Source organism: Streptomyces sp. NPDC001770, from assembly GCF_053596135.1.
Genome location: NZ_JBSFFN010000009.1, coordinates 153285 through 179709 on the forward strand (window position 1 = coordinate 153285; position 26425 = coordinate 179709).

Here is a 26425-nt window from a genome sequence, read left to right on the forward strand (position 1 = left end):
GCCTGTGGCACACCTCGCGGCGTTGTCGTCGGTCGGCGCCCGGCCCCGCTCCCTGGCCCAGCCCGGTCCGGACGAAGCCCCCGGGCTTCAGCCGGCGAGCTGGTCGAAAGCCGACTGCGACTGCGAGTAAGCCTGGTTGATCGAGTCGTTCGAAGAGCCCTGGGTCTTGTTGTGCTGCACCAGGCTCTGGTTCAGCTTGTCGACCATGTCCTCCAGGTTCCGCAGGATCACGTTGGCCTGGTCGTCCCACTGCTTGAGCAACTGGCCGAACTGGCCGCCGTCGCTGCCCTGGTAGCCGCTCGACAGAGTGGCGCGGGTGGCGTCGACGTCCTGGCGTGACTTGAGAATGCCGCTGAAGGCGCTCTCCAGGGCCTGGATGCCGTTGCGGGTCGACTGTTCACTGGACTGCTGTCCTGCCATGGGTCCACCTCTTCGATGCTCGGTGTCAATCCGATTCGTGGAGACTAGAGTTCAGCAAGTTGACTGTGCAACAGAACCTCGAATGCCAGAGCTTCTGTTGAGGTAGCGACAACTCCACCTCATACATATGTCGTTCACGTGAAACCGACTCCGTCCGACGGCGCTGTGACGGCGGAATTCAGCCAGTTCCGGTTGTCCTCGGGCTGTTCCCCTTGCCTTGCGCCGTCCTGGAGGCCGGCAGTGGCCGGATCCGCGTCCCCGCAGGAGGCCGCGGTGAGCGGTGCGGCGCCGCCGGAAGCGGCCGCCGTACTGAGATCAGGGCCGGTCGCCAGCATCGCGAGCAGCGGTGAGGGCAGATCCTCAGCCGCCACGTCGCCGTATCCCAGGGCGTCGAGTGCCGCTTGGTCGGCCACGCGGTACTTGATGCCGTCGTCACCCACCAGATACGTCGTGTTGCCGACCCGGCCGCCCGCCGCTCCCAGGACCCTCACCAGAACCCCGTGACCGGGCCGGGCGACGACCGCGTCCACCGCCAGGCACGGTGCCGATACCCGGTCCGAGGTGCCCTGCGCGACGGGCGTCAGCGAGTCCACCGGCACCACGGCCGACGTGACCCGGGTGGCCCCCGCGTGGGTGCTCACCCGGGTGCAGACCGCGGACCGGTCCGCCACGGAAACCGCCTTCGGCGGACTGTCCGGCAGCCCCTCGACCGATGCGCCCCTGCTCGCCGTGGCAGGCGCCTGGTGGTCGCCGAGGACGTCGGCGCCGATCTGCCGGGCCGCCGGAGAACCACCCCCGTACGCCTTCTCCCGGGTGGCCGGATCGCCCAGGACGAGAGCCGTCCCCGTGGTCGTCAGCGGCACGAGTCCCTCGGACCGGAGCTGGTACTGCTGGGTCCCGGAACCGGGCACCCGCACGGTGAAGACCTGGCCCACCCTGGTCGCCGAACCGCCCAGCGAAGGCCCGGCGGAACCCAGCCCCGGCACGGCCCGGGGAGCGAGGTCGGGACCCGCCACCAGGGCGTCCAGGAAGGCCGCCGACACAGGGCGGGGCGTCACCGATCCGTAGCCGAGGGAGAGGACCGCGCCCGACTTCGCATCGAGCCGCAGCCGACTGCCCTGCCACACCAGGTACATCGCCTCGTCGGGGCCACGCACCACCACGGCCGAACCCTCGCCGAGCGGCGCGCCCTCCACCGGAGCCCCGGTGACGACGGCCGTCACGGCCTGGTCCCGGCGTACCCCCGCGGGGCCGGTCTCCGCCTTCACCGCGGAACACACCTGCCAGGCGCCGGTCTCCAGCTCACCGGTGCCGGGCACCGTGTCGGGCGCCCCGGAGATGCCCACCGTGGCCCCCACGGGGGTGTCCCGCAGCGAAGCCGTTCCCACACTCGTGGTGGCCAGGCCGGCACCGCCGATCAGCAGGGCGGAGGAGTAGTTGCGCACCGGCCGCAGCCGCCCGCCGATGAAGAGATACCGGGCGCCCGTCTCCCTGTTCACGATCAAGGTGTCGCCGCTGCGCCACGAGTCCTTCCCCCCGGGGGAGATGAGACCGAACACCACCGCGCCCGCGGACAGCAGCACGGCGATGACCAGTCCGATCACCGCTCCCCGGGTGGTGCGCCCCAACGGGCTCTCGGCGGCGTCCGGATCGGCTAGCAGCATCCCGGAAGTGAGCCGCCCCATGATGAAGGAGTGGGCCTGCGCCTGATCGCGCTTCGATTGCATCGTCGCCTGCTTCCTGGCTCAGCCGGTGAGGGCACGCAGCGCGCCGAAGACGCCCAGGACCCAGAGCGTCAGGGGGAGCAGACCGATCGCGAGCAGCGAGTGCAGCAGCTCTGCCGCCCGCCCCCAGTAGGGGACCATCCGGCGCCCGGGGACGGTCCAGGTCGCGATGGCGAGGGCCGCCGCCAGGGCCATCAGTCCGATCACCAGCAGAGGGCGGTCGGACGACGGGGCGCTGCCCGCCAGGGAGAGCGTCAGAAGAGCCGCTCCCCAGGCGCCGGGCACCACGAGAGTCAGGCGCTGGCGGACGTTCACCATGCCCCGCCCGTGCATCAGGAGGAGAAGGGAGAGAGCCACGGCCGTCAGCGATTCCGACAGGTCGGGGTTGAGGGCGAGCGTCGCGAGACAGCCCGCGCAGATCACCCCGGTCGCCGCGTAGAGCGCGGTCATCCACTTGCTCGCGAGCTCTGTCCGGGTCGCCACGTCGGGACCGCCGTAAGGCTCGATCCCTTCCTGGAGTTCCCGCGCGTTGGTCGGCAGGGCCGGCATGCGCATTCCCGCCAATTTGAACGAGAGGGCAGGCACGAAGCCGCCGAAGAGGACCACCACGGCGGCGACCGCGCTCGCGGAGTCGTCCACGGCGAGGTCCAGCAGAGTCATCAGGGCACCGGCGGCCGCCGAGGCGAGTGCCACCACGGCGGACGCGAGGAACAGGGGCGTGTACACCGCCACCATCGCCAGCCCGAGGACGGCGCCCCCGGCCCACGCGGCTCCTGCCGCGAGCAGCCGGGCGCCGAACACCTCATGGCCCTGCGGGCCGGTGATCTCACCACCCGGCAGCAGCCAGCCCGCCAGCGCGAGGCAGGGGGCCGCCATGAAGGCGAGCGTCGCGCCGGTCGCGGCGTCACCGACCGCACGGCCCGCCGACGCGGCACCGGCGAGCAGGACGATTCCCGCCGCCCCCGCGGTAGCGGCGCGCACCGCGGCGGAACCGCCGGGCCAGCACAGCACCAGCAGCGCGACGACCAGCACCACGACGATCAGGGCCCGCAACAGCCGTCGGCCGGCCTCCGGGGTCCACCCGTGCAGTCGGTCCCGGGTCACGGCGGCGATGCCGTCGACCAGATCGTCCAGACGGACTTCGGGCAAGGCGTCGGTGTGCGGCCGCAGATGGAGGACGTCTCCGTCCTTGAGAGCGAGAGCGCCCAGGGTGCTCTCCTCGTCCAGTGGTTTGCCGCCCAGGAGTTGCAGGACCCAGCCGTCGTGTTCCAGGCCGTTCTCCTCCACTTCCTCACCGGCGTAGCGCAGCACGGTGGGCAGGAGGTCGGCAACCGGCACGTCGGCCGGTACGGCCAGGTCGATGGTTCGGGCCGGTGCGCGCACGGTCAGGCGGCAGAGGCCCGCGACGGAACTTTCGGACATCGGGGGGATCACTTCTCCCAGTGCGTGGCCGGAGGGGGACGCGTGAGTCGATCGGATACGGACCCCGAAGGGCCGTTCGTGCACGCTAGTTGATCAACGCAGACTGCAGGGGGTGGTTTGGACGCGTGAGTTGATCGGATGCAGACTACTGATTCTCGAACGGACTCGGTGAACGGCCCCTTGCCCGGGCTGCCTTCGGGGGTCCGACCACCGGCAGTGCCCTAAGGAGCCCGTGCGTTGAGTGTCGTACTGATACGCCGCCCCGCCCGCCGCCGCGGACCCGACATGCCGGAGGGCGAGCTCAGCCTCCAGGAGCCGCCGACGCTCCCGGAGACCGTCCCCGACACCTCGGCCGTGTGGACGTATCTGCCGATGGCGATGATGTCCGTGTCGATGATGCTGATCTTCATCCGGCCCGGCGGATCCAACGGCGTCTTCACCTACCTCGCCCTCGGCATGATGGTCATGGCGTCCGGAGCCATGATGATCGGCCAGGTGATGCGCAAGAGCGGCGACCGCAAGCAGCGGCTGCGCGGCGAACGCCGGGACTACCTGCGCTACCTCGCCCAGACCCGCCGCAAGGTGCAGCGCACCGTCGTCGAGCAGCAGCTCGCCCTGGCCTGGCGTCACCCCGCACCGGCCACCCTGCGCTCCATGGTGCGCACCACCCGCCTGTGGGAACGCCGCACGAAGGACGACGACTTCGGCGAAGTGCGCGTGGCGGTGGGCGACCAGCAGCTGTCGCTCCGGCTCACCCCCCTGTCCACCAAGCCGGTCGAGGACCTCGAACCGCTCTGCGCCCACGCGCTGCGCCGCTTCGTCCGTGCCTACAGCTCGGTTCCGGCACAGCCGATCGCGTTGTACCTGCGCACCTGGTCCCGGGTGCTGCTGCGCGGCGACGACCGGGCCCGCCGGTCCATGGTGCGGGCCGCCATCTGCCAACTCGCCACGTTCCACCCGCCGGAGGAGCTCTGGATCGCGGTCTGCGTCCATGACGAGAACCGCCAGGAGTGGGAGTGGGCGAAGTGGCTGCCCCACAATCTGCACCCCCAGGAGCAGGACGGCGCCGGGCCCGCCCGGCTGATCGCCTCCTCCGTCGCCGACCTCGAGGACCTGCTGGGTGCCGAGTTCGCCGAGCGGCCGGCCTTCGACCCGGAGGCGATGCCCGGCAGGGAGGAGCCCTTCACCGTCATCGTGGTCGACGGGGCCACCGTGCCCGCGGGCCACCGGTTCGACGGGCCGGGTTTCCGCAACGCCGTCGTCCTCGATCTGTCGGGATCGCTCACCTGGCGGCCCGGCCGCAGCGGTCTGCGGCTCGACGTGACCCCCGATGCCGTCCGGCTGGTGCGCACCGACCGTGCCCGCAAGGAGCAGACCACCCTCCTCGGCCGTCCGGACAGCATGGGGCCGGTGGCCGCGGAGTCGCTGGCCAGGATGCTCGCGCCCTACCGGATGAGCCTCGCGGCGGACGCGGCGGAGCCGCTCGCCACCGACGTCCAACTGACCACCCTGCTCGGCATACCCGATCTGCACCGTCATGATCCGGCCACCTTCTGGCAGCGCAGCACCGGCGCCGCGCGGCTGCGCGTACCGATCGCGGTGGGCGCGGACGGCACACCCGTCGAACTCGACATCAAGGAGTCCGCACAGGGCGGCATGGGCCCGCACGGCATGCTCATCGGCGCCACGGGCTCCGGCAAGAGCGAACTCCTGCGCACCCTCGTACTGGGGCTCGCACTCAGCAACTCCTCCGAGACCCTCAACTTCGTCCTGGTCGACTTCAAGGGCGGAGCGACGTTTCTAGGTCTCGACGAACTGCCCCACACCTCCGCGCTGATCACCAACCTCGCGGACGAAGTAGCCCTGGTCGAAAGGATGCAGGACGCCCTGCACGGCGAACTCATCCGCCGCCAGGAGCTGTTGCGATCCGCAGGAAACTACATCTCCGCGCTGGAGTACGAGAAGGCCCGCGCCCAGGGCACCGCGCTGGCGCCTCTGCCGAGTCTCTTCGTCGTCGTCGACGAGTTCAGCGAGCTGCTCGCCTCGCACCGCGAGTTCATGGACCTCTTCGTGATGATCGGCCGGCTCGGCAGGTCTCTCGGAGTGCACCTCCTGCTGGCCTCCCAGCGCCTGGACGAGGGGCGCATGCACCAGCTGGAGAGCCACCTCTCCTACCGCATCGGACTGCGCACGTTCTCGGCCATGGAGAGCCGGGGCGTGCTCGGTGTGCCGGACGCCTACCAGCTGCCGCCCCAGCCGGGCAGCGGCTTCCTCAAAAGCGGCGTCGAGGCGCTGACCCGCTTCCGTGCCGCGTACGTCTCCGGCCCCTACCGCCAGCGCCGGGGCGCGGTCGCCCAGGCGCAGGTGGCGAGCCAGATCGTGCCGTGGTCCGCCGGCTGGGTGGTCCCCCGCACCCCCGCACCCGCGCCCGCGCCCATGACGCCCGAGGAGGAGGCGGAGAACCAGGAGACGCTGCTCTCGGCCGCCCTGGACCGGCTGCGCGACTCGGGACCGCCCGCGCACGAGGTCTGGCTCCCGCCGCTCGGGCTGTCCCCGACCCTGGACGGTCTGCTGCCCGGCCTCGCCGAGGAATCCGGCCGGGGGCTCGTCGCCTCCCGTTGGCCGGGTGCCGGCAGGCTCAGGGTCCCCGTGGGCCTGGTGGACAAGCCGTTCGACCAGCGCCGCGACCCGCTGGTGGTCGACCTGTCGGCGGGCGGCGGCCACGTCGCCATCGCCGGCGGTTCGCAGAGCGGGAAGTCGACCGTGCTGCGCACCCTCATCGCCTCACTGGCACTCACCCACACACCCGCAGAAGTCCAGTTCTACTGCCTCGACTTCGGTGGAGGCTCGCTCTCGGCGCTCTCCGGCCTCCCGCACGTCGGCGGCGTCGCCGCACGGCTGGACAGCGAGCGCATCAGCCGCACGGTGGCCGAGGTGACCGCCGTGTTCAACCACCGCGAACAGTTCTTCCTCGACCACAACATCGACTCCATGGCCACCTACCGTCGCAGGCGCGCCGGCGGGGAGTTCGCCGGTGAGGAGCACGGTGACGTCTTCCTCGTCGTCGACGGCTGGTCGTCCGTACGGCAGAACTTCGACCACCTGCTGCCCACGTTCAACCAGATCGCGACCGGCGGTCTGAACTACGGAATCCACCTGATCGTCACCACCGCCCGCTGGGTCGAACTCACCGCCCAGGTCCGCGACCAGGCCGCCACCCGACTGGAGCTGCGGCTCGGCGACACCATGGACTCCGTGGTGGACATCCGCAAGGCCGCCGGAGTGCCCCGGCAGCAACCGGGCCGGGGCCTCACCGTCGACTCCAAACTGCACTTCCTCACCGCACTGCCCCGCATCGACGGCAGCGAGGGGGCCGAGGACCTCACCGAGGGAGTGGAAGCCCTCGTGGAACGCGTCGCGCGGGCGTGGACGGGACCGGTCGCCCCGCGGGTACGGATGCTGCCGCACCGGCTGCCCGCCACGGACCTCCCGGCCCCCGAACTCGACGAGGGACGGCTGCGGTTCGCCCTCGGCCAGGACGAGGAGACCCTGTCCACCGTCTGGCACGACTTCAGCCGCACCCCGCACCTCGTCGCGGTCGGCGACACGGAGAGCGGGAAGACGAACCTGCTGCGCCTCGCCGCCGCGGCGATCACCGCGCGGTTCTCCCCGACGGAGGCCCGCATCCTGGTGGTCGACTACCGCCGCGAGCTGGTGGACGCGGTTCCCGCGGAGTACCGCCTCGGCCACGCCGTCGCGGTGGAAGCGCTGAAGGAACTGGTCGGTGGTTCCGCGAAGGCACTGGCCACCCGCCTGCCCGGGCAGGACATCACCCCCGCACGGATGAGGCTGGCCGACTGGTGGTCGGGACCACGCCTGTTCGTGCTGGTCGACGACTACGACATGGTCGGCGCGGGAACCGCCTTCGACCACCCTTTCGCACCGCTCTTCGACCACTTGGCGCTCGGCCACGAGGTCGGCCTGCACCTCATCGTCGCCCGCTCGGCGACCGGGGCGGGAAGAGGACTCAACGACCAGTTGCTGCGAAGGCTGGACGAGGTGAACACACCGGGACTCCTGATGTCCTGCCCGCCGTCCGAGGGCTACGTCTTCGGCACCATCAAACCGAAGAACCTTCCGGCGGGGCGGGCCCAGTACATCGCCCGCCGCAAGGCGACGCTGATCCAGACGGCCCTCGCGAGCGAGGCCCCCGGAGACGGGGGAGCGGAGTAGGGGCGGTCGACGACGGGACACCCGGTCTCTCCACCGGGCCCTCCGTCGGGGCCTGCCCCGGAGGGCCCTTCGGAGGGCGGGCGGAGGTGCGGAGGCGAGACGCCGGACCGGCCGGTGGAGCGGTCCGGGCGCCCCGTACCGCGTCCTCGGGCTCCCCGCCCACGGTCCTCCCGTCACGGCGTCCCGTACGCTCGGCGCCCCCGCCGCACCGGAAGCCCGCCGGTCGGTCCGCTCAGTCCCCGGAGGCCGCCCGGGCCTTGTCACCGGGTCCTCGCCACCCCCGCGCCCGGCCCCGGGGCACCACGACCGCGGCCCACGCGACCAGCAGGACGACAGCCGCAGCGACCGAGGCGATCAGCACCGCACGCCCCGTCGGCCCGGCCCCCGCGTCCTCCGGCAGCCGGAGAGCCGGGCCGGGCCGTTCGGCTGCCGGGGCCCCCGCGGCGTCGGACGCTTCCGCGACGCCGGTCACGGCCGCGTACGGGTCCAGCCGCGGCACCACGTCCGGGTAGGCCGTGTCCGTCAGCCGCCTCGCGGTCCGCTCCGCGCTCAGCTCAGGGTGCACCGATCGCACCAGCGCGGCGGCACCGGCCGCGAAACCGGCCGCGAGGGAGGCGCCCGAACCGATGTAGTGGCCCGATCCCTCCGGCCCGATCCCGACCACTCCGTCTCCGGGAGCGGCCAGGTCCGCCGAACCCGTCTCGTACGAGCCGGTGGGACGCTTGCCGTCGACGGCGACGTCCAGCACCGACAGCACCCCGTCCTGCGCGGCGGGCCAGAAATCCCGGGGAGCGGGAGCCGCCGTCCCCGATGCCCCGGAGCCGGTCGGCGCGTCCGGTACCGCCGCCGCCACGACCAGTACGTCGTGCGCCGCGGCCTCCCGCACGGCAGAGGTGAGAGCGGCCGAGCCCGACGGCAGCGCGGCCGAAACCGAGACGACGTCAGCGCCCCGCGCGACCGCGGTACGGATGCCGGAAGCCACTGTCGCGGCGGTCGCCGTGCCCCGGACGTCCGTACCGCGCACGCCGAGGACCCGTGTCTCCCGGGCCACTCCGGCGAATCCGATCCCCTCCGAGGCTGCCGCTGCGACCAGACCGGCGACGAACGTGCCGTGTCCCACGCAGTCCGCGCCCGCCGCGCCCGCGGCCGTGACGCGGCCCTTCAGCGAGGGCGCTTTCACCGACACACCGGTGTCCACCACCGCGACCGTCACGCCGGAACCCGAGGCGAAACGCCAGGTACGGGAGAGCTGCAGGCTCTGTTGTTCCCAGGGGACGGCCGTCGCCCGCGCCGGGGAGGACTTCCGGCACGCCTGGTTCTCGTCCAGCACGGAACTCAGCACGGGCAGTGCGACGGTCGTCCCGGAACCCGTCCCGTCCGCGACGGCCGGGGTCGCCGGCAGCACGACGAGGAAGGCGGCGAGCGGAGTCAGGAGAGGACGTGGCAGGCGGCGGCGACGCATGACGCGCATCCTATGCGGGACACCCCGGAGGTCCGGCGTCCGGTCCACCGGACCGGACGCCCAACTCCTCTGTCATGACGCGTTTTCGGCTGCCCGGACAACACAACGACGCCGCACACACGGCGGCCTTGTCGGCCGGATCGACGACCTGGATCCGTTGCCCGGCAACATGTCCGATGGAGCGTTTTTCCGGCTCCGGGACAGGCACGGGAACGTCTCCCGCCCCTCACACCACGCCCGAGGCGCGGACCGTGACGTCCTCGGGCAGCAGCAGGCGGAGGTCGTCGAGAGTGGGGGCGGCCAGTGAACTCAGGCGCCCCGCCTGCCTGGTGATCATTCCCTCCAGCACCTGCCGGGCGAGTCGCGCGTTGCCGAAGGACCGGTCGCGCGGCTGCCCGTCGAAGTGGGCGCGCAGAAGCGACCCTGTGCCCGGCCCGCACTCGTAGCCGCTCTCGGCCGCGTGCTGCCGGACGATGGTGACCAGCTCGTCGGAGGTGTAGTCCGCGAACTCCACCCGCCGTGAAAAACGGGACGTCAGACCCGGGTTGGACGCGAGGAACCCCTCCATCTCCCGGGTGTAGCCGGCGACGATCACCACGATCCTGTCCCGGTGGTCCTCCATGAGCTTGAGCAGGGTGTCCACCGCCTCCCGCCCGAAGTCGTTCCCCGATCCGGAGTTCTCCGGGGTCAGGGTGTACGCCTCGTCGATGAACAGCACACCTCCCAGGGCCCGTTCGAAGACCTCGCGGGTCAACTGGGCCGTATGGCCGACGTACCTGCCCACCAGCTCGGCCCGCGACACCTCGATGAGTTGTCCCCGCGGCAGTACACCGAGCGACACCAGGAGCTCTCCGTACAGCCGGGCAACCGTGGTCTTGCCGGTGCCCGGAGGGCCGGTGAAGACGAGATGGTGGCTGATGCGCGGTACCGGCAGGCCGGCGGCCTCGCGCTGGCGTGCCGTGGAGAGCAGATTCACCATGTCGGTGACGTCCCGCTTCACCGCCGGCAGTCCGACCATGTCGCCCAGCCGGGTCAACGCGTCGTCGGTGGAGGGCGCGCCGTCGGACCCTGCGGACTCCACCACGTCGTCGCCCACGTCCTGCGGAAGCAGCAGCGTGAGGTCTTCGGCGCCGACCTCCGTCTGCGAGGACAGGCGCAGAGCCTGACGGTCGATCATTTCCTCGAACACCTGCCGTGCCGCACGGCCGTTGCCGAACGAGGCGTCCCTCGGCATGCGCTCGAAGCGGAGCGCGAGGGCTTTCCTCGTCTCCTCCGCCAGCGCGTACTGGTGCTGGAGACACATGCTCTCCATGATCGCGACCAGTTCGGGGACGGTGTAGTTCTCGAACTCGACGGTCCGCGAGAAGCGCGACGCCAGACCGGGGTTGGAGCCGAGGAACGAATCCATCTCCTCGGAGTAGCCGGCGGCCACCACCACCACGTCGTCCCGGTGGTCCTCCATGAGCTTGAGCAGGGTGTCCACCGCCTCCCGCCCGAAGTCCGCCCCCGAACCCCTGCTGTCGCTGGTCAGCGTGTACGCCTCGTCGATGAACAGCACACCCCCCAGGGCCCGGTTGAACGTCTCGGTGGTCTTGATCGCGGTACCGCCGATCACCTGCGCCACCAAATCGGCCCGGGACACCTCCACCAGGTGGCCGGAGCGCAGTACCCCCAGCTCGGCGAGGATCGTGCCGTACAGCCGCGCGACCGTGGTCTTGCCCGTTCCAGGAGGTCCGGCGAAGACCAGATGACGGCTCATCGGGGGAGCGGACATGCCCAACTGCGCGCGTCGCTGGGCCAGCTGGTTGAGGTTGACGAGCGTGCGGACCTGCTGCTTCACGTTCTGCAGGCCGATCAGCGCGTCCAGCGCCAGCAGCGGCCCGTCTTCCCTGGCGGTGTCCACGGACGCCGACCCCGCGGGGTCGGTGCCTTCGACGTCCCCGTGCCCCCAGGCGTCACGCTGGGCGTTGTCGGTACTCGTCAGCCCCTCGACGGCGAGCCGGTCGCCCGCCTTCGACTGCACCAGCCCGCCACCCCGGTTCTCCCGGACCGTGCAGTTGACCAGGGAGACGGGTGATCCCGACTCGACCCGCACGCCGTCCTTCGCACTGGCGGAGAACTCGCAGGCGTTCAGGGACGCGCGCCCGCCCTCGCGCACGACGAGACCGTGCTCGGCGGCCTCGACCACTCTGATCCGGGTCGCGGTCAGTTCGCCCTCCGCGTCCACGGCGACCCCGTCGGAGCCTGGCGTACGGATCTCGCAGTCGCGTACGGTCGCGCTGCCGCGCGGGCCCACGGTGAGCCCGGCCGCGTCCGCCGCGGTCACGGACCCGCCGCCGATGTAGACGTTGCCTTCCGTGGAGACGTGGATACCGGATCCGCCCGCGCGGTCCACCTCGCAGTCCTCCAGGCGTCCCCTGCCGTCCTTGTCCACCTCGATGCCGTGGCCGCCCGAGCGCCCCACCCGGGCCCGGCGCAGCAGAGGATTCGCGCCGGACCGGACGTGTATGCCCGCGCCCGCCGCGTCGAGCACCTCCAGCCGGTCCAGCTCCGCGGTCGACTCCTCCTCCAGCAGCACGCCCGTACCCTCGCAGTCGCGCACGGTCAGCGAGGTCAGTGTGGGCGAGGCGGAGCCGGCCACGCGCAGCGCCGGAGCCTGCGCGGAGTCGAGCCAGCAATCCTCGAAAGTGCCGCGGGAACGGTCCGTGACGAGGATGCCGTTGCCGTGGGTACGGGAGGTCCGGCAGCGCCGGAGCAGCGGATCGCTCCCGTGCGACAGCACGAAACCGGGGCCGGTGGTGGTGGTGACCCGGACCTCCTCCAGCAGGGTGCGAGACTCACTGGTCAGGTGGACACCGATCGCGGTGTCGTGCACCACGGTGCGCAGCACCTGGGTGGTCGACCGGCCCTCCAGCGCGATCGACGGCTTGTCGGTGGAGGAGATGTCGCACTCCTCCACCGACCCCTGTGCCTCGCCGTTGGCGAGGACGCCGTTTCCCCGCGCGTCGCGGATGGTGCAACCGCGTACGGTGACCCGCCCCCGATCGCCGATCACGATGCCGGAGGTGCCCAGGTGCTCCAGCGTGCACGACTCCACGGAGCTGTCCACGGCGGAGGTCACCACCACACCGGCCCCGCCCGGGTTGCTGACCCGGCAGTCACGCATGGCCAACGAGCCGTTCCCGCGGGCGAGTACAGCGGTCCAGGCGGCGCCGGTCACGTCGCAGCCGTCCATGGCCACCTGCCCCCGCACGGCGTCGACGGCCGGCAACTCCTCGTCGCGGGAGCGCAGTACGAGATCCGTGAGCATCACCGCGTCGGCCTTCAGCGAGATCGCGCTGCCGCGCCGCGGGCGTATCTCCACGGTGCCACGGGCCTGTTCGGCGACGATCGTCACCCGGGTGGTGATCGTCAGGCTCTCCTCGTACGTCCCGGGCCGGACACTGATGACGGCCCCGCTACGGGCCTCCGCCAGCGCCTCCGTGACGGTCCGGAACCCCTCGGTTCCGTCGGGGCAGACCATCAGTACCTGGCGTGACACGCGGGATCCTCCTCAGTTCGGCACCGCCGCGGATGACTCCCCGCGTACGCTGCCCGGCCCTGGCCCCCCAATCATGCCGCGAACAGCGGATACTTCACACCGCGATCAGGGTTTGTGGACATGAAGAAGGCTCGCTGCCAACGGAGTTGCGTCCGCCGCGGCCTGGCACGTCAGCCGGCGGGCACACGGCCGCGCGCCTCAGGTTTCCCGCACATGAACTTCCCGGTCGGCAACCCGGCGCATGCCGGCGGCTGCCGACCGGGTGGCCGCCCCGACACGGGCTTCCGGCGCGGGGCGGGGCGAGGCCCCGCACCGGACCGGACGAGGTGTCGGAGCTTCACCCCCCCGCCGGGCCGGCGCGCGGAACGGACGCCGCGGGGACGCTTCCCGCCCGCCCCGCCCCGCGTCGGTCGTACCGGGGCGGGTGCCGGTCAGCGCTCCATCATGCGCATCTGGGCGTCGTTGTGGGTGTCTCCGGCCGCCGGCGGGAGGCTGCTGAGCTGGTCGAGCTGTCCGGCGGTCAGTGTCAGGGCGTCAGCGGCGGAGTTCTCCTCGACCCGGGCCACGCGACGGGTGCCGGGGATGGGCGCGATGTCGTCGCCCTGGGCCAGCAGCCAGGCGAGGGCGACCTGGGCCGGGGTGGCACCGATCTCGGCGGCGACGGCTGCGACCTCGTCGGCCAGACGCAGGTTGTGCTGGAAGTTCTCCTCGGCGAACCGCGGATTGTCCGCACGGAAGTCGTCCGGTGCGAACTGGTCGGTGGAGCGGATCGCACCGGTCAGGAAGCCGCGCCCCAGGGGGGAGAAGGGGACGAAGCCGATGTTCAGCTCGCGCAGGACCGGCAGCACGCGGGCCTCGGGGTCCCGGGTGAACAGCGAGTACTCGGACTGCAGGGCGGTGACCGGGTGGACGGCGTGCGCGCGCCGGATGGTGTCGGGTCCGGCCTCGGACAGGCCGATGTAGCGGATCTTGCCCTCGCCGACCAGTTCGGCCAGGGTCCCGACGGTTTCCTCGATCGGAGTGCCGGGGTCGACGCGGTGCTGGTAGTACAGGTCGATGTGGTCGGTGCCGAGGCGCTTGAGGGAGCCCTCCACAGCCGTGCGGATGCTGGCCGGGCTGCTGTCCGCCCCGCCCTCGCGTCCGGTGTGGGAGATCAGACCGAACTTCGTCGCGAGCACGACCTGGTCCCGGTGCCCCTTGAGGGCCCGGCCGATGAGCTCCTCGTTGACGAAGGGGCCGTAGACCTCGGCGGTGTCGATGAAGGTGACGCCGAGATCCAGGGCGCGGTGCACCGTGCGGATGGACTCGGCGTCGTCCGTCCCGGCGCCCGTGTAGCCGTGGGACATGCCCATCGCGCCCAGACCGATGCGGGAGACCTCCAGGTCACCCAGCTTGATGTGCTTCATGGTTCCTCTTTCTCTGCATGTGGGTTCCGGCGCCCCGGGGTGATGACCAGCTGCACCTGATCATGCTCCTTCTCTCCGGGGCAAGGTGCCCGGGGCGCTGTGCTGCCGGGGCCCGCCCGCCCGGTCAGCCGTCCAGCCGGCGCTTGCTGAGCCAGGCGGCCATCTCGGGGTCGTGGTGGTCGAAGAAGAGCGTCTCGCCGGTGTCGAGGGAGGCGACGGCGGCCATCTGGTCGTCGGTCAGCTCGAAGTCGAAGACGTCGAAGTTCTGCGCCATCCGGTCGGGGTTGACCGACTTGGGGATGGTGACGATGCCGCGCTGGATCAGCCAGCGCAGCGCGACCTGCGCCACGGACTTGCCGTGCGCCTCGCCGATCGCGCTCAGGGCGGGGTTGGTGAACAGTCCGTTCTTCCCCTCGGCGAAGCCGCCCCAGGACTGGTGCTGGACACCGTGCTCGCGCATGAGGTCGTGGTCGGCGGTGCGCTGGAAGAAGACGTGGGTCTCGATCTGGTTGACCGCAGGCGTGATCTCGTTGTTGAAGATGAGGTCAAGAAGCCGGTCGGGGTAGAAGTTGGCGACGCCGATCGCCTTGGCCAGGCCCTCGCGGTTCAGCGCTTCCATGGCCCGCCACTGGCCGTACACGTCCCCGAAGGGCTGGTGCATCAGATAGAGGTCGAGGTGGTCGAGGCCCAGCTTGCGCAGCGAGGTCTCGAAGGCGCGCCGGGTGTTCTCCTCGGCGGGCGCGTCCTGGACCCACAGCTTGGTGGTGACGAACAGTTCCTCACGCGGGATGCCGCTGGCCTTGATGGCGCGGCCGACGGCCTCCTCGTTGCCGTACGCGGCCGCGGTGTCGAGCAACCGGTAACCGGCCGCGAGGGCTTCCGAGACGGCCCGCTCGGTCTGGTCGGCCGGGATCTGGTAGACGCCGAAGCCGAGGACCGGCATCCGGACGCCGTTGTTGAGGGTGACGTGCTGCATGGGGTTCTTCCTTGTCGTTCGTACGGGGGATCGAAGGGCGATCCGGGGGGTCACAGGGTGATGAGGGCCTTGAGGACGCGGCGGTCTGTCATCGCCCGGTACGCGTCAGGGGTTTGGTCGAGAGTGAAGGACCGGTCGAAGACGCGCCCCGGCTCGATGACTCCGTCCAGGACGTCGGGCATCAGCTCCTCGATGTAGGCGCGGGCCGGTGAGACACCTCCGGTGAGGGTGATGTTGCGCATGATCATCGACGGGCCGACGGGGCCCTCCTCGTACTGCGGGACACCGAGACGGCTGATGGTGCCGCCGTCGACGACCGCGCCGAACGCGGCGTCGAGGGCCTGGCGGGCGCCGACCGCCTCGATCACCTTGTCGACACCGTGGCCGCCGGTCAGGTCGCGGACGCGGGTGATGCCTTCGTCGCCGCGTTCGGCGACGACGTCGGTGGCGCCGAACGCCCGGCCGAGGTCGGTACGGGCGGTGTGGCGGCCCATGAGGACGATCCGTTCGGCGCCCAGGCGCTTGGCGGCGATGACCGCACAGAGGCCCACCGCGCCGTCGCCGATCACCAGGACCCGGTCGCCGCGGCCCACGCCGGCGGTCACCGCACCGTGGTGGCCGGTGCCCATGACGTCCGACAGTGCCAGCAGCGACGGCAGCAGCGCCGAGTCCGCACCGACCGGGAGCTTGACCAGCGTGCCGTCGGCCAGGGGGACGCGTACCGCCTCGCCCTGGCCGCCGTCCACGCCGTCGAGACCGTACCGGCCGCCGCTGCGGCACGAGGAGTGCAGGCCCTTGCGGCAGAAATCGCAGGTGTTGTCGCAGTACGTGAACGGAGCGACCACCAGGTCACCGGCCTTGACACCGGAGACGTCCGAGCCGGTCTCCTCCACCACGCCGAGGAACTCGTGCCCCATCGGGCGGCCCGTACCGGTCGCGGGCATCGACTTGTACGGCCACAGGTCGCTGCCGCACACGCACGACAGCACGACCCGGACGACGGCGTCCGAGGGCTGCCGCACCTCGGGGTCGGGACGGTTCTCCATCCGGACGTCGCCGGCGCCGTACATCACTGCTGCACGCATGAGAGTTGCTCCTGTTTCCTGAGGGCCGCCAGTCGTACGGCGGCGGGTGTTCGTATCGGTGGTCCGGCCCGGCCTCGGACAGGCCGGACGCGCGGCCCGTCCCCTCGGCGATCAGCTCGCCCACCGCTCCGGCCGTCTCCTCGATCGGGCCGGCGGCAGAGGTCCATGCAGTCGGTGCCCAGCCGCTTCGGCGAGCCCTCGACGGCCCTGCGGATGTTCGCCGGGCTGCGGTCCGGATGCCCGGGGCCTTCCCCGGTGTGCGAGGCCAGGCCGGATTTTTTCGCCGCCGGCATCACCTGGTCGGGGTGGCCCCTGAACGCCCGGCCGAGGAGTTGTGACGTGGGGGCCGGAGATCCCGGCGGTGTCGATCAGCGTGACGCCCCGTTCCACCGCGCGACGCGGGGTCCGCACCGACTCCGCCTCGTCGGTCCCGCAGCCGGTGCAGCCGCGCGACATCCCCATGGCAGCCAGGTCGCTCCTGGAAGTACTCAGGTCACGCGGTTCGATGTATTTCATGGGCATTTCTTTCCCTTTGGCGACCTCCGGTTCAGTCTGGATCGCTGGAAGGAGGCTTCGGCGCAGGCGCGTCGCGCCGGTCGGGCGGGCGCACCGCACGGAGGGCAGGACGAGGACGAGGGAAGACGGACACGGGAGATGCTCCCGATCATGACGGGTGAGGCGGTGACACCGTCCACCCTGGCGGCTCGCCCGCCCGGCAGGCAGACCGGCTTCTGCCGGGGGGTGGCCAGAGGGGGGTACGACAGGGCCCCTCTCGCGCGTACCGGCCCGGCGGCGGTGTTGCGACACTGGACACATGGCACCCGAGCAGCGGCACACCGTCGGTGACGAGCTGGCGCGTTTCCTGCGCGCCCGCCGTACCCAGACCAGCCCCCAGTCCGTGGGCCTCACCCCCGGGTACGGCGTCCGCCGCACCCCCGGCCTGCGCCGCGAGGAACTGGCCACGCTCGCCGGAGTCAGCATCGACTACTACACCCGCCTGGAGCGGGGCAAGGAGACCCGGCCCGGTCCCGGCGTCGTCGACGCCCTCGCCCGCGCCCTCCAGCTCGACGACGACGAACACCACCACCTGCGCGAGCTCGCCGTCCGGGCCTCCCGTTTCGCGCCCGAGCCGCCGCCCCCGCCCAGCCGGACCGTCCGCCCCCACCTGAAGCTGCTGCTCGACACCATGCGGCCGAACCCCGCCTACATCGTCAGCCGCAGCATGGACCTGCTCGCCTGGAACCCCGCCGGACTGGCCCTGTACGCGGGCATCGACGACTGGCCGGTCACCCGGCGCAACCTCGCCCGCTACCTCTTCCTCCACCCCGTGGCCCGCGAACTGTTCCCCGACTGGGACATCCAGGTCCGCGGCTGCGTCGCGCGCCTGCGCACCGAAGCCGGCCTCAACCCCGACGCCCCCGACCTCGCCGGCCTCGTCGGTGAGCTCCTCCTCAAGAGCCCCGACTTCGCGAAGCTGTGGGAGCGCTACGAGGTCATCGGCAGGAAGAGGATCCAGAAGACCGTCCACCACCCGAAGGTCGGCGTCCTCACCCTCAGCAGTCAGAGCATGAATCTGGAGGGGACCCCCGGCCAGCGCCTCGGCGTCTACACCGCCGAACCCGGCACCCCCGACCACGACGCCATGCTCCTGCTCGACCTCACCGCCCCGGCGGACCCCGTGCACCGCGAGAGCGTGACGACCGACTGACCCCCCCTCCGGGGGAGGACCACCGGCTCAGGCGAGGTCGTCCGGGGCCAGGTCGGGGCGCAGCCGGTGCCAGGACGGCTGCCGCAGCAGCCCGGCGCGGGTGCGGGTCGCGTAGGCCACCTCGCCGACCAGGCGGGGCAGCACCCACCGCGCGCCCGGGACCTCCGGGCGCGGGCTGAACGGGCAGTCGGCACTCGCCGCGGCGTGCAGGAGTCCGGCGAGCGTCCGCCGTTCGCCGTCGCTCCATCCGGTGCCGACGTTCCCGATGTGCCGCAGTTCGCCGCCCTGCCGCTCACCCAGCAGGAGGGCGCCCGGCAGCTCGCTCAGCCGGCCGTGACCGGGCAGCCAGCCGCCGACGACGACATCGGCGGTCCGGACGTGACGGATCTTGATCCACGCGTGCGAGCGGGCCCCCGGTTCGTAACCGGAGTCCAGCCTCTTGGCGATCAGACCCTCCAGCCCGGCGGTCCGGGTCGCCTCCAGGGCCCGCTCGCCGTGGCCCGCGATGAATGCGGGAGTGGACCAGTGCGTCCCGGTCAGGCCGAGTGCCTCGAGGGCGGCCCGGCGCTCGGTGTAGGGAAGCCGGGTCAGCGGCCCGGTGCCGAGGAACAGCACGTCGAAGAGGACCAGGTGCGCCGGGACGGTACGGGCCATCCTGGCCGCCTTCGACGGGGTGCCCGCCAGACCCATGCGCGACTGCAGGCGTTCGAAATCGCTCCGGCCCGAGTCGTCGAACGCGACGATCTCACCGTCCAGGACCGCGGCCGTGTCCCCCAGCGCCACGCCGAGGGGCGCGAGGTCCGGGTAGGCGGCGGTGATGTCCGCGCCGGACCGCGAACGCATCAGCACGGACCCGTCGCCGGGCAGATAGGCCACCGCGCGCTGCCCGTCGTACTTGACCTCGTAGGCCCACCGCTCGTCCACCGCGGCGGGCGGGAGCCGGCCGGGAGTGGCGAGCATCGGGGCGATCCGGGGGAGGTCCATCGGAACGGCGCCTCAGGACGCGCTGCGCTTCCGCGCCGGCGCCTTGCGGGCGGGGGCCTTCTTCGCGGTCTTCCTCGCCGCGGAGGACTGCTGGGCGGTGCCCTTCTTCGCAGTGGTCCGCTTCGCCGTGCTCTTCTTCCGGCCCCGGCCGCCGGCCGGCATCTCGTGGACGGTGGCCTCACCCTCGTGCTCGCCCCGGCCCTCCTGCGCGGCCTTGACCGAGGCGTTGAGGGCGGCCATCAGGTCCACCACCTTGCCGGGCTCCCGTTCGTCCTCCCCGGCGGGCGCGGCCGGCTCCCGGCCCTCCGCCTTCGCCGCGATCAGCGCCTCCAGCGCGGTGCGGTACTCGTCCCGGAACCCGTCGATGGAGTCGAGCGCCATGGTCTCGGTGAGCTCCACGGCCCGGTCGACCTCACCGTCGTCCAGCTCCACCGCCTTCGGGGCCAGCTCCTCGGGACTGCGGATCTCGTCGGGCCACCGCATCGAGTGCAGCACGATCGCCCCTTCCCGCACCCGCAGCAGCCCCAGACGTTCGCGGTTGTGCCAGGCGAACTTGGCGACGGCGGCCTTGTCCGAGCGCTCCAGCGCCTTCCGCAGCAAGGTGTACGGCTTGTTCGCCACCTCGCCGTCGGCCGCCAGGAAGTACGAATCGCCGATCCGGACCGGGTCGATGGTGCCCGCGTCGACGAACGCGACGATCTCGATCGCCTTGGCGGTCGGGAGCGGCATCCCGCCCAGCTCCTCGTCGGTCACCGGCACGGTGTGGTCCTTGGCGACCTCGTACCCCTTCGCGATCTCGTCCTGGGGCACCTCCTCGCCGTCCACCTCGCACACCTTGCGGGTGCGGACACGGCCCATGTCCTCCAGGTGCACCTGCCGGAAGTGAATGGAGTGATCCTCGGTCGCGGACACCACTTTGATCGGGATGGTCACCAGCCCGAAGCTGATGGCACCGGTCCACAGGGGTCGCGGCATCGACTACCTCCAGGCGCCCCGCCCCCGGTCGAGGGCGAACGGGACGGGTATCGGTCGGCGGAGGGGCGGCGTGCGCGCGCCCCTCCGGGCCCGTCCGGCGGACTTCCGCCCCGGACACGCCCTCCGGTCCGATCCTCGCGCGCGGAACACTCCCGCGCATCCGGGGGAGCGCGGATGTCAGCTCCGGCCGAAGCAGCTCTTCAGCTCGTCCAGGTCGTAGAAGTGACTGCCCCGGGAGACCGGCTCGCAGGACGCCTTGAAGGCCGTCTCCTTCTCGTTGTAGAGCATCCGGACCAGGTAACGCGTGCCGCCCGAAGTCTTCTTGCCGTCCTTCCCGCTCTTCCCGGCACGCTGCGGCCCGGCGAACAGGTCCCACTGCACGTTCGCGCCCATCGGCGCGACCTGCGCGCCGCGCCACGCGTTGTTCTTGTACGTGTACGGCTCGTCCAGGTCCGCGGACCTGGTGCTTCCGGGCAGCCCCAGCAGGACCGCGAGCGGCATGATCTCCTCGGCGTGCGTGAAGCGGAGCACGGCCCCCTTCGCGCTGGTGCCCGCGGCCTTCGCCTCGACCTGGTCGAACAGGTCGTCGAGCAGCACGTTCGCCATGCCGTAGGTGATGGTGCGCCCGCTGAACGACGGGCCCTTCTCGTAGAACTCCTCGGCGTCGTCGAGGTAGGAGAACCATTCGGCGTTCCGGGCGGGCACGAACGGGTCGAGGTCCACGTCCGGGGCCTCCACCCGCAGGTCGGGCGCGGCGGCGTACAGCTCGTACAGCGAGCGCGCGAAGGCGACCCGGTCCTCGGCGGTCAGGGCGGCGGCGTACCGGGACGTGAACAGGCGCGCCACCACGTCCTTCGCGTTCCGCGCGGTGTCCGGAGCACCGCCGATCCGCGCGAGCACCGCCGCCAGATCCGGGTCGCTCTCCACGTACTCCTGGTAGTCGGCGTTCTGCGGCTGCTTGTGGAAGTACAGCAGGTCCTTGTCGGTCACGGGCGCCTGGACGAGGCTCGTCAGCCTCGGATCGGCGGCGGTGAGACCGCCGGTGAAGGCGTTGGCGCTGGCCGTCGCCCGGGCCACCCCGGAGGTCTTGACCTCGACGGGCTCCTGCCCGGCGACGATACGGCGGAAGAGGGAGGGCAGACGCCGCTCCATGCGCTGCGCGGTCTGCCGCTGCTCCTGGACGCCGCGGCCGGACAGCTGCCCGTAACCCACGGACGAGGCGGCCGCGAGCAGCGACTCGACCTGCGGGCCGAGCCGGGCGCCGAGCCGGGTCAGTCCGCCCTCGCCCTCCGCGTCCCGCAGCACCGCGAGCACCGCGTCGCCGTCCTCGCTGTCGGACATGGCACGGGACCCGTGACGGGAGACGCTCTCCGTGAACACCGGGGTGAACGACGCGGGGACCGCCTCGTAGTCACGCGGGTCCTGCTGAGGGGCGTACGGCGTCTTCGTCGTGGAGAAGTGCTGAACGGAACCGAGGGCCCGGGCCGGGGCGTGCGCGGAGGCGGAACCGCCGGCGGCGGTGACCACCGCGGCGGCCAGGACCAGGGCGGCCATGGAGGAGAGCGTGCGCTTCACAGGGGTTCCTCGGGTGTTTCGGGACTGCCGACCGGGCGGGTGCGACGCGACGCAGGTTCACAAGCCGAGCCGAACGCCGGCCGTCCGCTGCCTGTGCGTGTGGTGCTGTGCGGGTGAACAGTCGTCTTCCGGTGCGGCCCGAACGGGGCGGTGACCGGCTCTGCGAGGTACCCCCCATCAGGCTCTCCGGCCCTAGGGGCGTGTCCCACCGACCGTCAGCCGGCGTGCGCCGAGGCCAGCATCGAGTCCACCAGGCTCACCTTCACCTGGTTCCCGGCACGCTCGAAGATGTCCCGCGCCTCCTCGAGGACGACACGTGCCGCGCCGTGGTCGGCGTGCTCGGCGAGGACCGCACCCAGCTGGTGCAGGACCAGCCCCTTCAGATAGGGGATGCCGACCCTCGGCGCCATCTCCAGCGCCGACCGGTAAGCGGCGACGGCCCGTTGCCGGTCGCCGAGCGCCGCGCGGGATATGCCGAGCCAGCGCAGCGCGTTCATCCGGGAGAAGTCGGCGATGTGCGGAGCGGGAGCCCACTGCGCATCGGTGAGCAGGGACAGCAGACTCTCCAGCCGCTCCACGGCCTCCTCGTGCCGTTGCAGCTTGGACAGGACGGTCGCGATGCAGATCAGGGCCTGGGAGCGCCCCTCCCGCTCGCCGGATTCGCGGAAGAAGGCGTCCGCGGTCCGGTAGCGGGACAGCGCCTGCTCGTGCCGGCCCTGGTCGGTGGTGGCCGCCGCCGCGTAGAGCAGCGCCCAGCCGCGCTGCGCCGGGTCGTCCGCCCGCCGGGCCAGGACCTCGGCGCGCAGGGCCATGGCCTCGGACGTGGCGAAATCGCCCAGACAAGCGCGCTGGGCCCACGCCAGATAGTTGAGGTGCACGGCTTCCTCCCGGACGTCGTGGAGCGCGTGGGCGGCCGCGTGCGAGAGCGCGAACACCTCGTGCCAGTGGCCCCAGGGCACGCAGCGGTCGGAGTACCAGTGCATGGCCTCGGCCACGGCCACCACGGTGGCGTGGTCCCCGGCCTGCGCGGCCTGCTGGTACGAGCGGAACCAGTTCTGGTCCTCCGCGGTCAGCCAGCGCTGGGCGGCCGCCTGGTCGTCGAAAACGATGAGGTCGCCCTCGACGGTCGCGACCGGTACGTGCCCGGGTTCGAACCAATCGCCGGCGGCACGGGCGGTGGTCAGCAGCCACGTCCGCAGACGGTCCTCCGCATCCCGGCCGGCCGCGGCGCTCTCGTCCTCCATGAGACGCTGCCGGGCGTAGAGCCGGATCAGGTCGTGGAATCCGGCCCGGTCACCCGTGGTGGGGACGAGCAGTCCCAGTTCGATGAGCTCGTCGATCATCTCCTCGGTCCGATGCGGGGGCAGCCCGGTGAGTACGGCGCCCACCGCGGGGCCGAAGTCGGGGCCGGGCACCAGCGACAGGCGGCGGAACAGAATCCGCAGCGGCGAAGTGAGCTGCTCGTACGACAGGGTGAACGCCGACCGGACGTGGAGGTCGCCCGCGCTCAGGCGTTGCAGTCGCAGGTCCTCGGCTGCCAGCCGGTTCGCCAGGTCGCGGGTGGTCCAGCGGGGCCGGGTGAGGAGCCGGTTCCCGGCGATGCGCAGGGCGAGCGGCAGGTGGCCGCACCGGTCGGCGATCTCGCGCAGCGTGTCCTGGTCGCCGGACGCGTCCGTGCCGTCCGTCCGGCCGGCGACGATCACGGCGAGCATGTCGGCGGCGGCACCCGCGGGCAGCGGCTGGAGCGGCAGCCTTCGGGCGTGCTCGATCCCCGTGAGAGCGCGGCGGCAGGCGATCCACACCTCGGCGGGACCCGGTCCCGGCAGCAGCGGGCGGACCTGACGCTCATGGGCGGCGTTGTCGAGGACGATCAGGACCCTTCGCTCACGCAGAAGATCGTGGTAGAGGCTCAACCGGTCCTCGGCGTCGGCGGGCACGGCCTCCTCGCGTACCTCCAGAGCGCGCAGCAGACGCCGCACGACCTGATCGGGTTCGACCGGTTCGGGATCGAGCCCGCGCAGGTCGAAGAAGAAGCATCCGTCCGGGTGGCGGTCGGCGACGAGCGCGGCGGTGCGCACGACCAGCGCCGTCTTCCCCAGCCCCGGCGCCCCCGACACGATCGACACCCGCGGATCGGAGCCGGCGGCCCCGGCGAGCCAGGCGCTCTCCTCCGTGCGGCCGACGAAGTCGGGTACGGACGGAGGCAGTCCGCACAGGCGGGTGGCGGGTGGCTCCGGGAAGAGGCGGCGTCCCGCACGGGCCGCGGCCTTCAACGCCGAGGCGTCGTCCTCGCCGAGCCGCAGGCCGTCGGAGAGCGCTTGGACCGTGCGTGCCTGCGGACTCCGGCTGCGACCGCGCTCCATGTCACCGATCGCCCGGGCACTCACACCCGAGAGTTCGGACAGCTCTTCCAGCGTAAGACCCGCGCCGTGCCGCAACTTGCGCAGCAGCGTACCCAGTTCCGGCCTCCCCACCTGCACCCTTTTCTCGCCTTCCGGACTGTCGCTTCAGGTCTCTCGAGCCTACAGACCGGAGCCGGACGGACGAGTGGCGGTCCCCTGCCGACACTGTCGTCGTGCGGTCGCCGTCTTCCGGCGACGAAGTTCCTCCGCCCCGGCGAAGGCCTCCTTCGCGGCGTTCCGTCTGCCGCGGCGGGCTTCCCGGGGTGCTGGACGGGACGTGCGGGCCGTCACCGCCACGGCGTTCGACCGGGCCGAGCCCGGCAGCGGGCTGATCGCCGGATATCTGGAGCGACTGCCCCGGAAAGCAGGAAAGTCCGGCCCCCGAGTGGAAAGCCGACTCGCCGTCATCGCCGTGGTCCCGATGTCGCCGCTGATTCGGGAGAGGCGGCGGCACTCCGCCCCGATGGGTCGGCCGCGCGCCCTCCGTGCTGCCGCTGCTGCGGAACGAGGAGGACGAACGTGCGGCCACCGCGCCCGGACGCACAAGGATCCCGTCCGGGCGCGGTGACCGGACGGGATCCGTAGTGCCGTCCTTCGCGGGCATGCGAGGACAGCGGGCGGGGCGGGGCCCGCGGCGTCAGCCGACCGACAGGACGGCCTTCTCGATGAGGTCGGCGACGTCCTCGGGGTGGGAGAGCATCACCAGGTGCGAGGAGTCGACCTCCACGGTCGACATGCCCGCGCGCCGGTAACCGTAACGCTCCACCTCAGGGTTGATGGTGTGGTCGGCGGAGGCCACCAGACCCCAGGAGGGCTTCGTCTTCCACGCGGCGACGGGAGCCGCCTCGGCGAACGCCTGGGCGGCCAGGGGGCGCTGGGAGACCGCGAGAATCTTCGCGAGTCCGGGGTCGATGTCGTGGGCGAAGACGGCCGGGAAGCTCTCCGGCGCCACCGATACGTCGGTGCCCGGCTCGTCCGAGCCCTCGACCGGGAAGGGGGTGTACACGAGCGCGGAGGCGAGGTCGGAGTCCGGGAAGCGGCCCTGCAGCTCACCCAGGCTCTCGCCCTCCTGGAGCGCGTACCCGGCCAGATAGACCAGGCCCTTCACGTTCTCCTCCTCGCCCGCGACGGTGATGACCGCCCCGCCGTACGAGTGGCCGACCAGGATCACCGGACCGGCGATCGACCGCACCACGGAGGCGACGTAGGCGGCGTCACCGATCAGGCTCCGGTTGGGCACCGCGGGGGCGACGACGCCGAGGCCACGGTCCGTCAGCACCGGGATGAGCCGGGCGAAGCTGGAGGCATCGGCGAAGGCGCCGTGCACCAGGACGATCGTCGGACTGTCGGACGATGACATGGGAGAACTCCTTGGATCTTCGTGGTTCCGTGAACGAGGAAATCAGGCGGCGTGCAGAGCGGCGCGGAGCGTGCCGATCGCCTGCTCGATGGCCGCCCCGGCCGCGTGCGTTCCGCGCAGCGCGTCGAGCATCACGAAGTCGTGGATGATGCCCTGGTAGCGGACCGCGGTGACGGCGACACCGGCTTCGCGCAGCTTGTTGGCGTAGGCCTCGCCCTCGTCGCGCAGCACATCGGCCTCACCGGTGATGACCAGAGCCGGCGGCAGCCCGGTGAGCTGCTCCGTGGTGGCGCGCAGCGGCGAGGCGGTGATCTCGGCGCGCTGGGCCGGGTCGGTCGTGTACTGGTCCCAGAACCACTGCATGCCGTCGCGGCGGAGGAAGTACCCCTCGGCGAACTGGTGGTACGACGCGGTGTCGAAGGACGCGTCGGTGACGGGGTAGAACAGCACCTGCTGGACCAGCGGTACGTCGCCCCGCTCCTTGGCCATGAGGGTGAGGGCGGCGGTCATGTTGCCGCCCACCGAGTCGCCGGCCACTGCGATGCGGCCGCCGTCCAGACCCTTGCCGGCACCCTCGGTGACCACCCAGCGGGCGACCGCGTAGTTCTGCTCGATCGCGACCGGGTAGCGGTGCTCGGGGGAGAGGTCGTACTCCGGGAAGACGACGGCCGCGCCCGCGCCGGTCGCGAGCTCGCGGACGAGCCGGTCGTGGGTGTGCGCGTTGCCGAACACCCAGCCCGCGCCGTGGATGTAGAGGACGACCGGAAGCGTGCCGGTGGCCCCGGCGGGCTTGACGATGCGTGCCCTGACGGATCCGGTGGGACCGCCCTCGACGGTGATCCACTCCTCGGTGATCTCAGGCTTCTCGATGTCGCCCGACTGCACCTCGTCCACCGCCTTGCGGCCCTCGGCCGGGGCGAGCTCGAAGAGGTACGGCGGGTTCGCGGTCGCCTCGGCGAACGCGGCGGCGGCCGGCTCCAGCACGGGGGCGGTCGGCGCGGCGGGGATCTCGGACATGGCTCGTCTCCTGTCGTCCGGGCTCCGGCCGGGGCCGGTCGGCCCACGGGGCAGGGGGCCCGGTGTGGAAAAAAGGGGGTGACGACAGGGACGCTACGGCCCCGGACCATGGGCGCCTTGCCCGTGAACGCCCCG

The 26425-nt window shown here is 71.8% G+C and carries 16 protein-coding genes; 2 read left to right on the forward strand and 14 right to left on the reverse strand.

The features are described from left to right. Positions 1-87: 87 nt before the first annotated feature. The 3 genes from ACWCSV_RS11090 to eccD form a co-directional block, all read right to left on the reverse strand. Positions 88-420, reverse strand: a complete 333-nt coding sequence (locus ACWCSV_RS11090) for a hypothetical protein (RefSeq protein WP_327179805.1) — start codon at positions 418-420, stop codon at positions 88-90. Positions 421-554: 134 nt separating this feature from the next. Further along, positions 555-2147: a type VII secretion protein EccB gene (gene eccB, locus ACWCSV_RS11095; protein ID WP_451140759.1), complete on the reverse strand. Its 1593-nt coding sequence runs from the start codon at positions 2145-2147 to the stop codon at positions 555-557. 18 nt (positions 2148-2165) lie between these two features. Then, positions 2166-3566: a type VII secretion integral membrane protein EccD gene (gene eccD, locus ACWCSV_RS11100; RefSeq protein WP_451140761.1), complete on the reverse strand. Its 1401-nt coding sequence runs from the start codon at positions 3564-3566 to the stop codon at positions 2166-2168. A 285-nt stretch (positions 3567-3851) separates the two neighbouring features. Between eccD and eccCa the strand changes: the two genes are divergently transcribed. Continuing rightward, positions 3852-7799, forward strand: coding sequence for a type VII secretion protein EccCa (eccCa, locus tag ACWCSV_RS11105; protein WP_451140830.1), 3948 nt, complete (start codon positions 3852-3854; stop codon positions 7797-7799). Positions 7800-8031: 232 nt separating this feature from the next. On the opposite strand, the gene ACWCSV_RS11110 is transcribed toward eccCa, so the two are convergent. The 5 genes from ACWCSV_RS11110 to ACWCSV_RS11130 all read right to left on the reverse strand — a co-directional run bounded on the left by ACWCSV_RS11110 (position 8032) and on the right by ACWCSV_RS11130 (position 16269). Then, complete coding sequence (locus tag ACWCSV_RS11110; RefSeq protein WP_451140763.1) at positions 8032-9270, reverse strand: S8 family serine peptidase; 1239 nt, start codon at positions 9268-9270, stop codon at positions 8032-8034. Positions 9271-9487: 217 nt separating this feature from the next. After that, positions 9488-12784: a right-handed parallel beta-helix repeat-containing protein gene (locus ACWCSV_RS11115; RefSeq protein WP_451140832.1), complete on the reverse strand. Its 3297-nt coding sequence runs from the start codon at positions 12782-12784 to the stop codon at positions 9488-9490. A 449-nt stretch (positions 12785-13233) separates the two neighbouring features. Further along, positions 13234-14208, reverse strand: a complete 975-nt coding sequence (locus tag ACWCSV_RS11120; RefSeq protein ID WP_451140765.1) for an aldo/keto reductase — start codon at positions 14206-14208, stop codon at positions 13234-13236. Between the two features lie 124 nt (positions 14209-14332). Beyond that, positions 14333-15184 carry an aldo/keto reductase gene (locus tag ACWCSV_RS11125; protein WP_451140767.1) on the reverse strand — a complete coding sequence of 284 codons (852 nt, stop codon included), beginning with the start codon at positions 15182-15184 and terminating at the stop codon, positions 14333-14335. Between the two features lie 50 nt (positions 15185-15234). Further along, positions 15235-16269: a zinc-binding dehydrogenase gene (locus ACWCSV_RS11130; RefSeq protein WP_451140769.1), complete on the reverse strand. Its 1035-nt coding sequence runs from the start codon at positions 16267-16269 to the stop codon at positions 15235-15237. Between the two features lie 814 nt (positions 16270-17083). Between ACWCSV_RS11130 and ACWCSV_RS11135 the strand changes: the two genes are divergently transcribed. Continuing rightward, entirely contained in the window at positions 17084-17977 is an 894-nt protein-coding gene (locus ACWCSV_RS11135; protein WP_451140771.1) for a helix-turn-helix transcriptional regulator, read from the forward strand. Between the two features lie 27 nt (positions 17978-18004). Here the strand turns inward: ACWCSV_RS11135 and ligD are convergent, their stop codons facing one another. The 6 genes from ligD to ACWCSV_RS11165 all read right to left on the reverse strand — a co-directional run bounded on the left by ligD (position 18005) and on the right by ACWCSV_RS11165 (position 26290). After that, positions 18005-18961 (reverse strand): non-homologous end-joining DNA ligase, encoded by a 957-nt coding sequence (gene ligD, locus ACWCSV_RS11140; protein WP_451140773.1) that lies wholly within the window; start codon positions 18959-18961, stop codon positions 18005-18007. 12 nt (positions 18962-18973) lie between these two features. Further along, on the reverse strand, positions 18974-19936 hold the full coding sequence (gene ku, locus ACWCSV_RS11145; RefSeq protein ID WP_451140775.1) for a non-homologous end joining protein Ku: 963 nt from the start codon (positions 19934-19936) through the stop codon (positions 18974-18976). A gap of 177 nt (positions 19937-20113) precedes the next feature. Next, positions 20114-21511, reverse strand: a complete 1398-nt coding sequence (locus ACWCSV_RS11150) for a histidine-type phosphatase (RefSeq protein WP_451140776.1) — start codon at positions 21509-21511, stop codon at positions 20114-20116. Positions 21512-21726: 215 nt separating this feature from the next. Beyond that, positions 21727-23985, reverse strand: a complete 2259-nt coding sequence (locus tag ACWCSV_RS11155; protein ID WP_451140778.1) for an ATP-binding protein — start codon at positions 23983-23985, stop codon at positions 21727-21729. A 565-nt stretch (positions 23986-24550) separates the two neighbouring features. Beyond that, positions 24551-25273, reverse strand: coding sequence for an alpha/beta fold hydrolase (locus tag ACWCSV_RS11160; protein ID WP_451140780.1), 723 nt, complete (start codon positions 25271-25273; stop codon positions 24551-24553). A gap of 42 nt (positions 25274-25315) precedes the next feature. After that, positions 25316-26290 carry an alpha/beta hydrolase gene (locus ACWCSV_RS11165; RefSeq protein WP_451140782.1) on the reverse strand — a complete coding sequence of 325 codons (975 nt, stop codon included), beginning with the start codon at positions 26288-26290 and terminating at the stop codon, positions 25316-25318. Positions 26291-26425 lie beyond the last annotated feature (135 nt).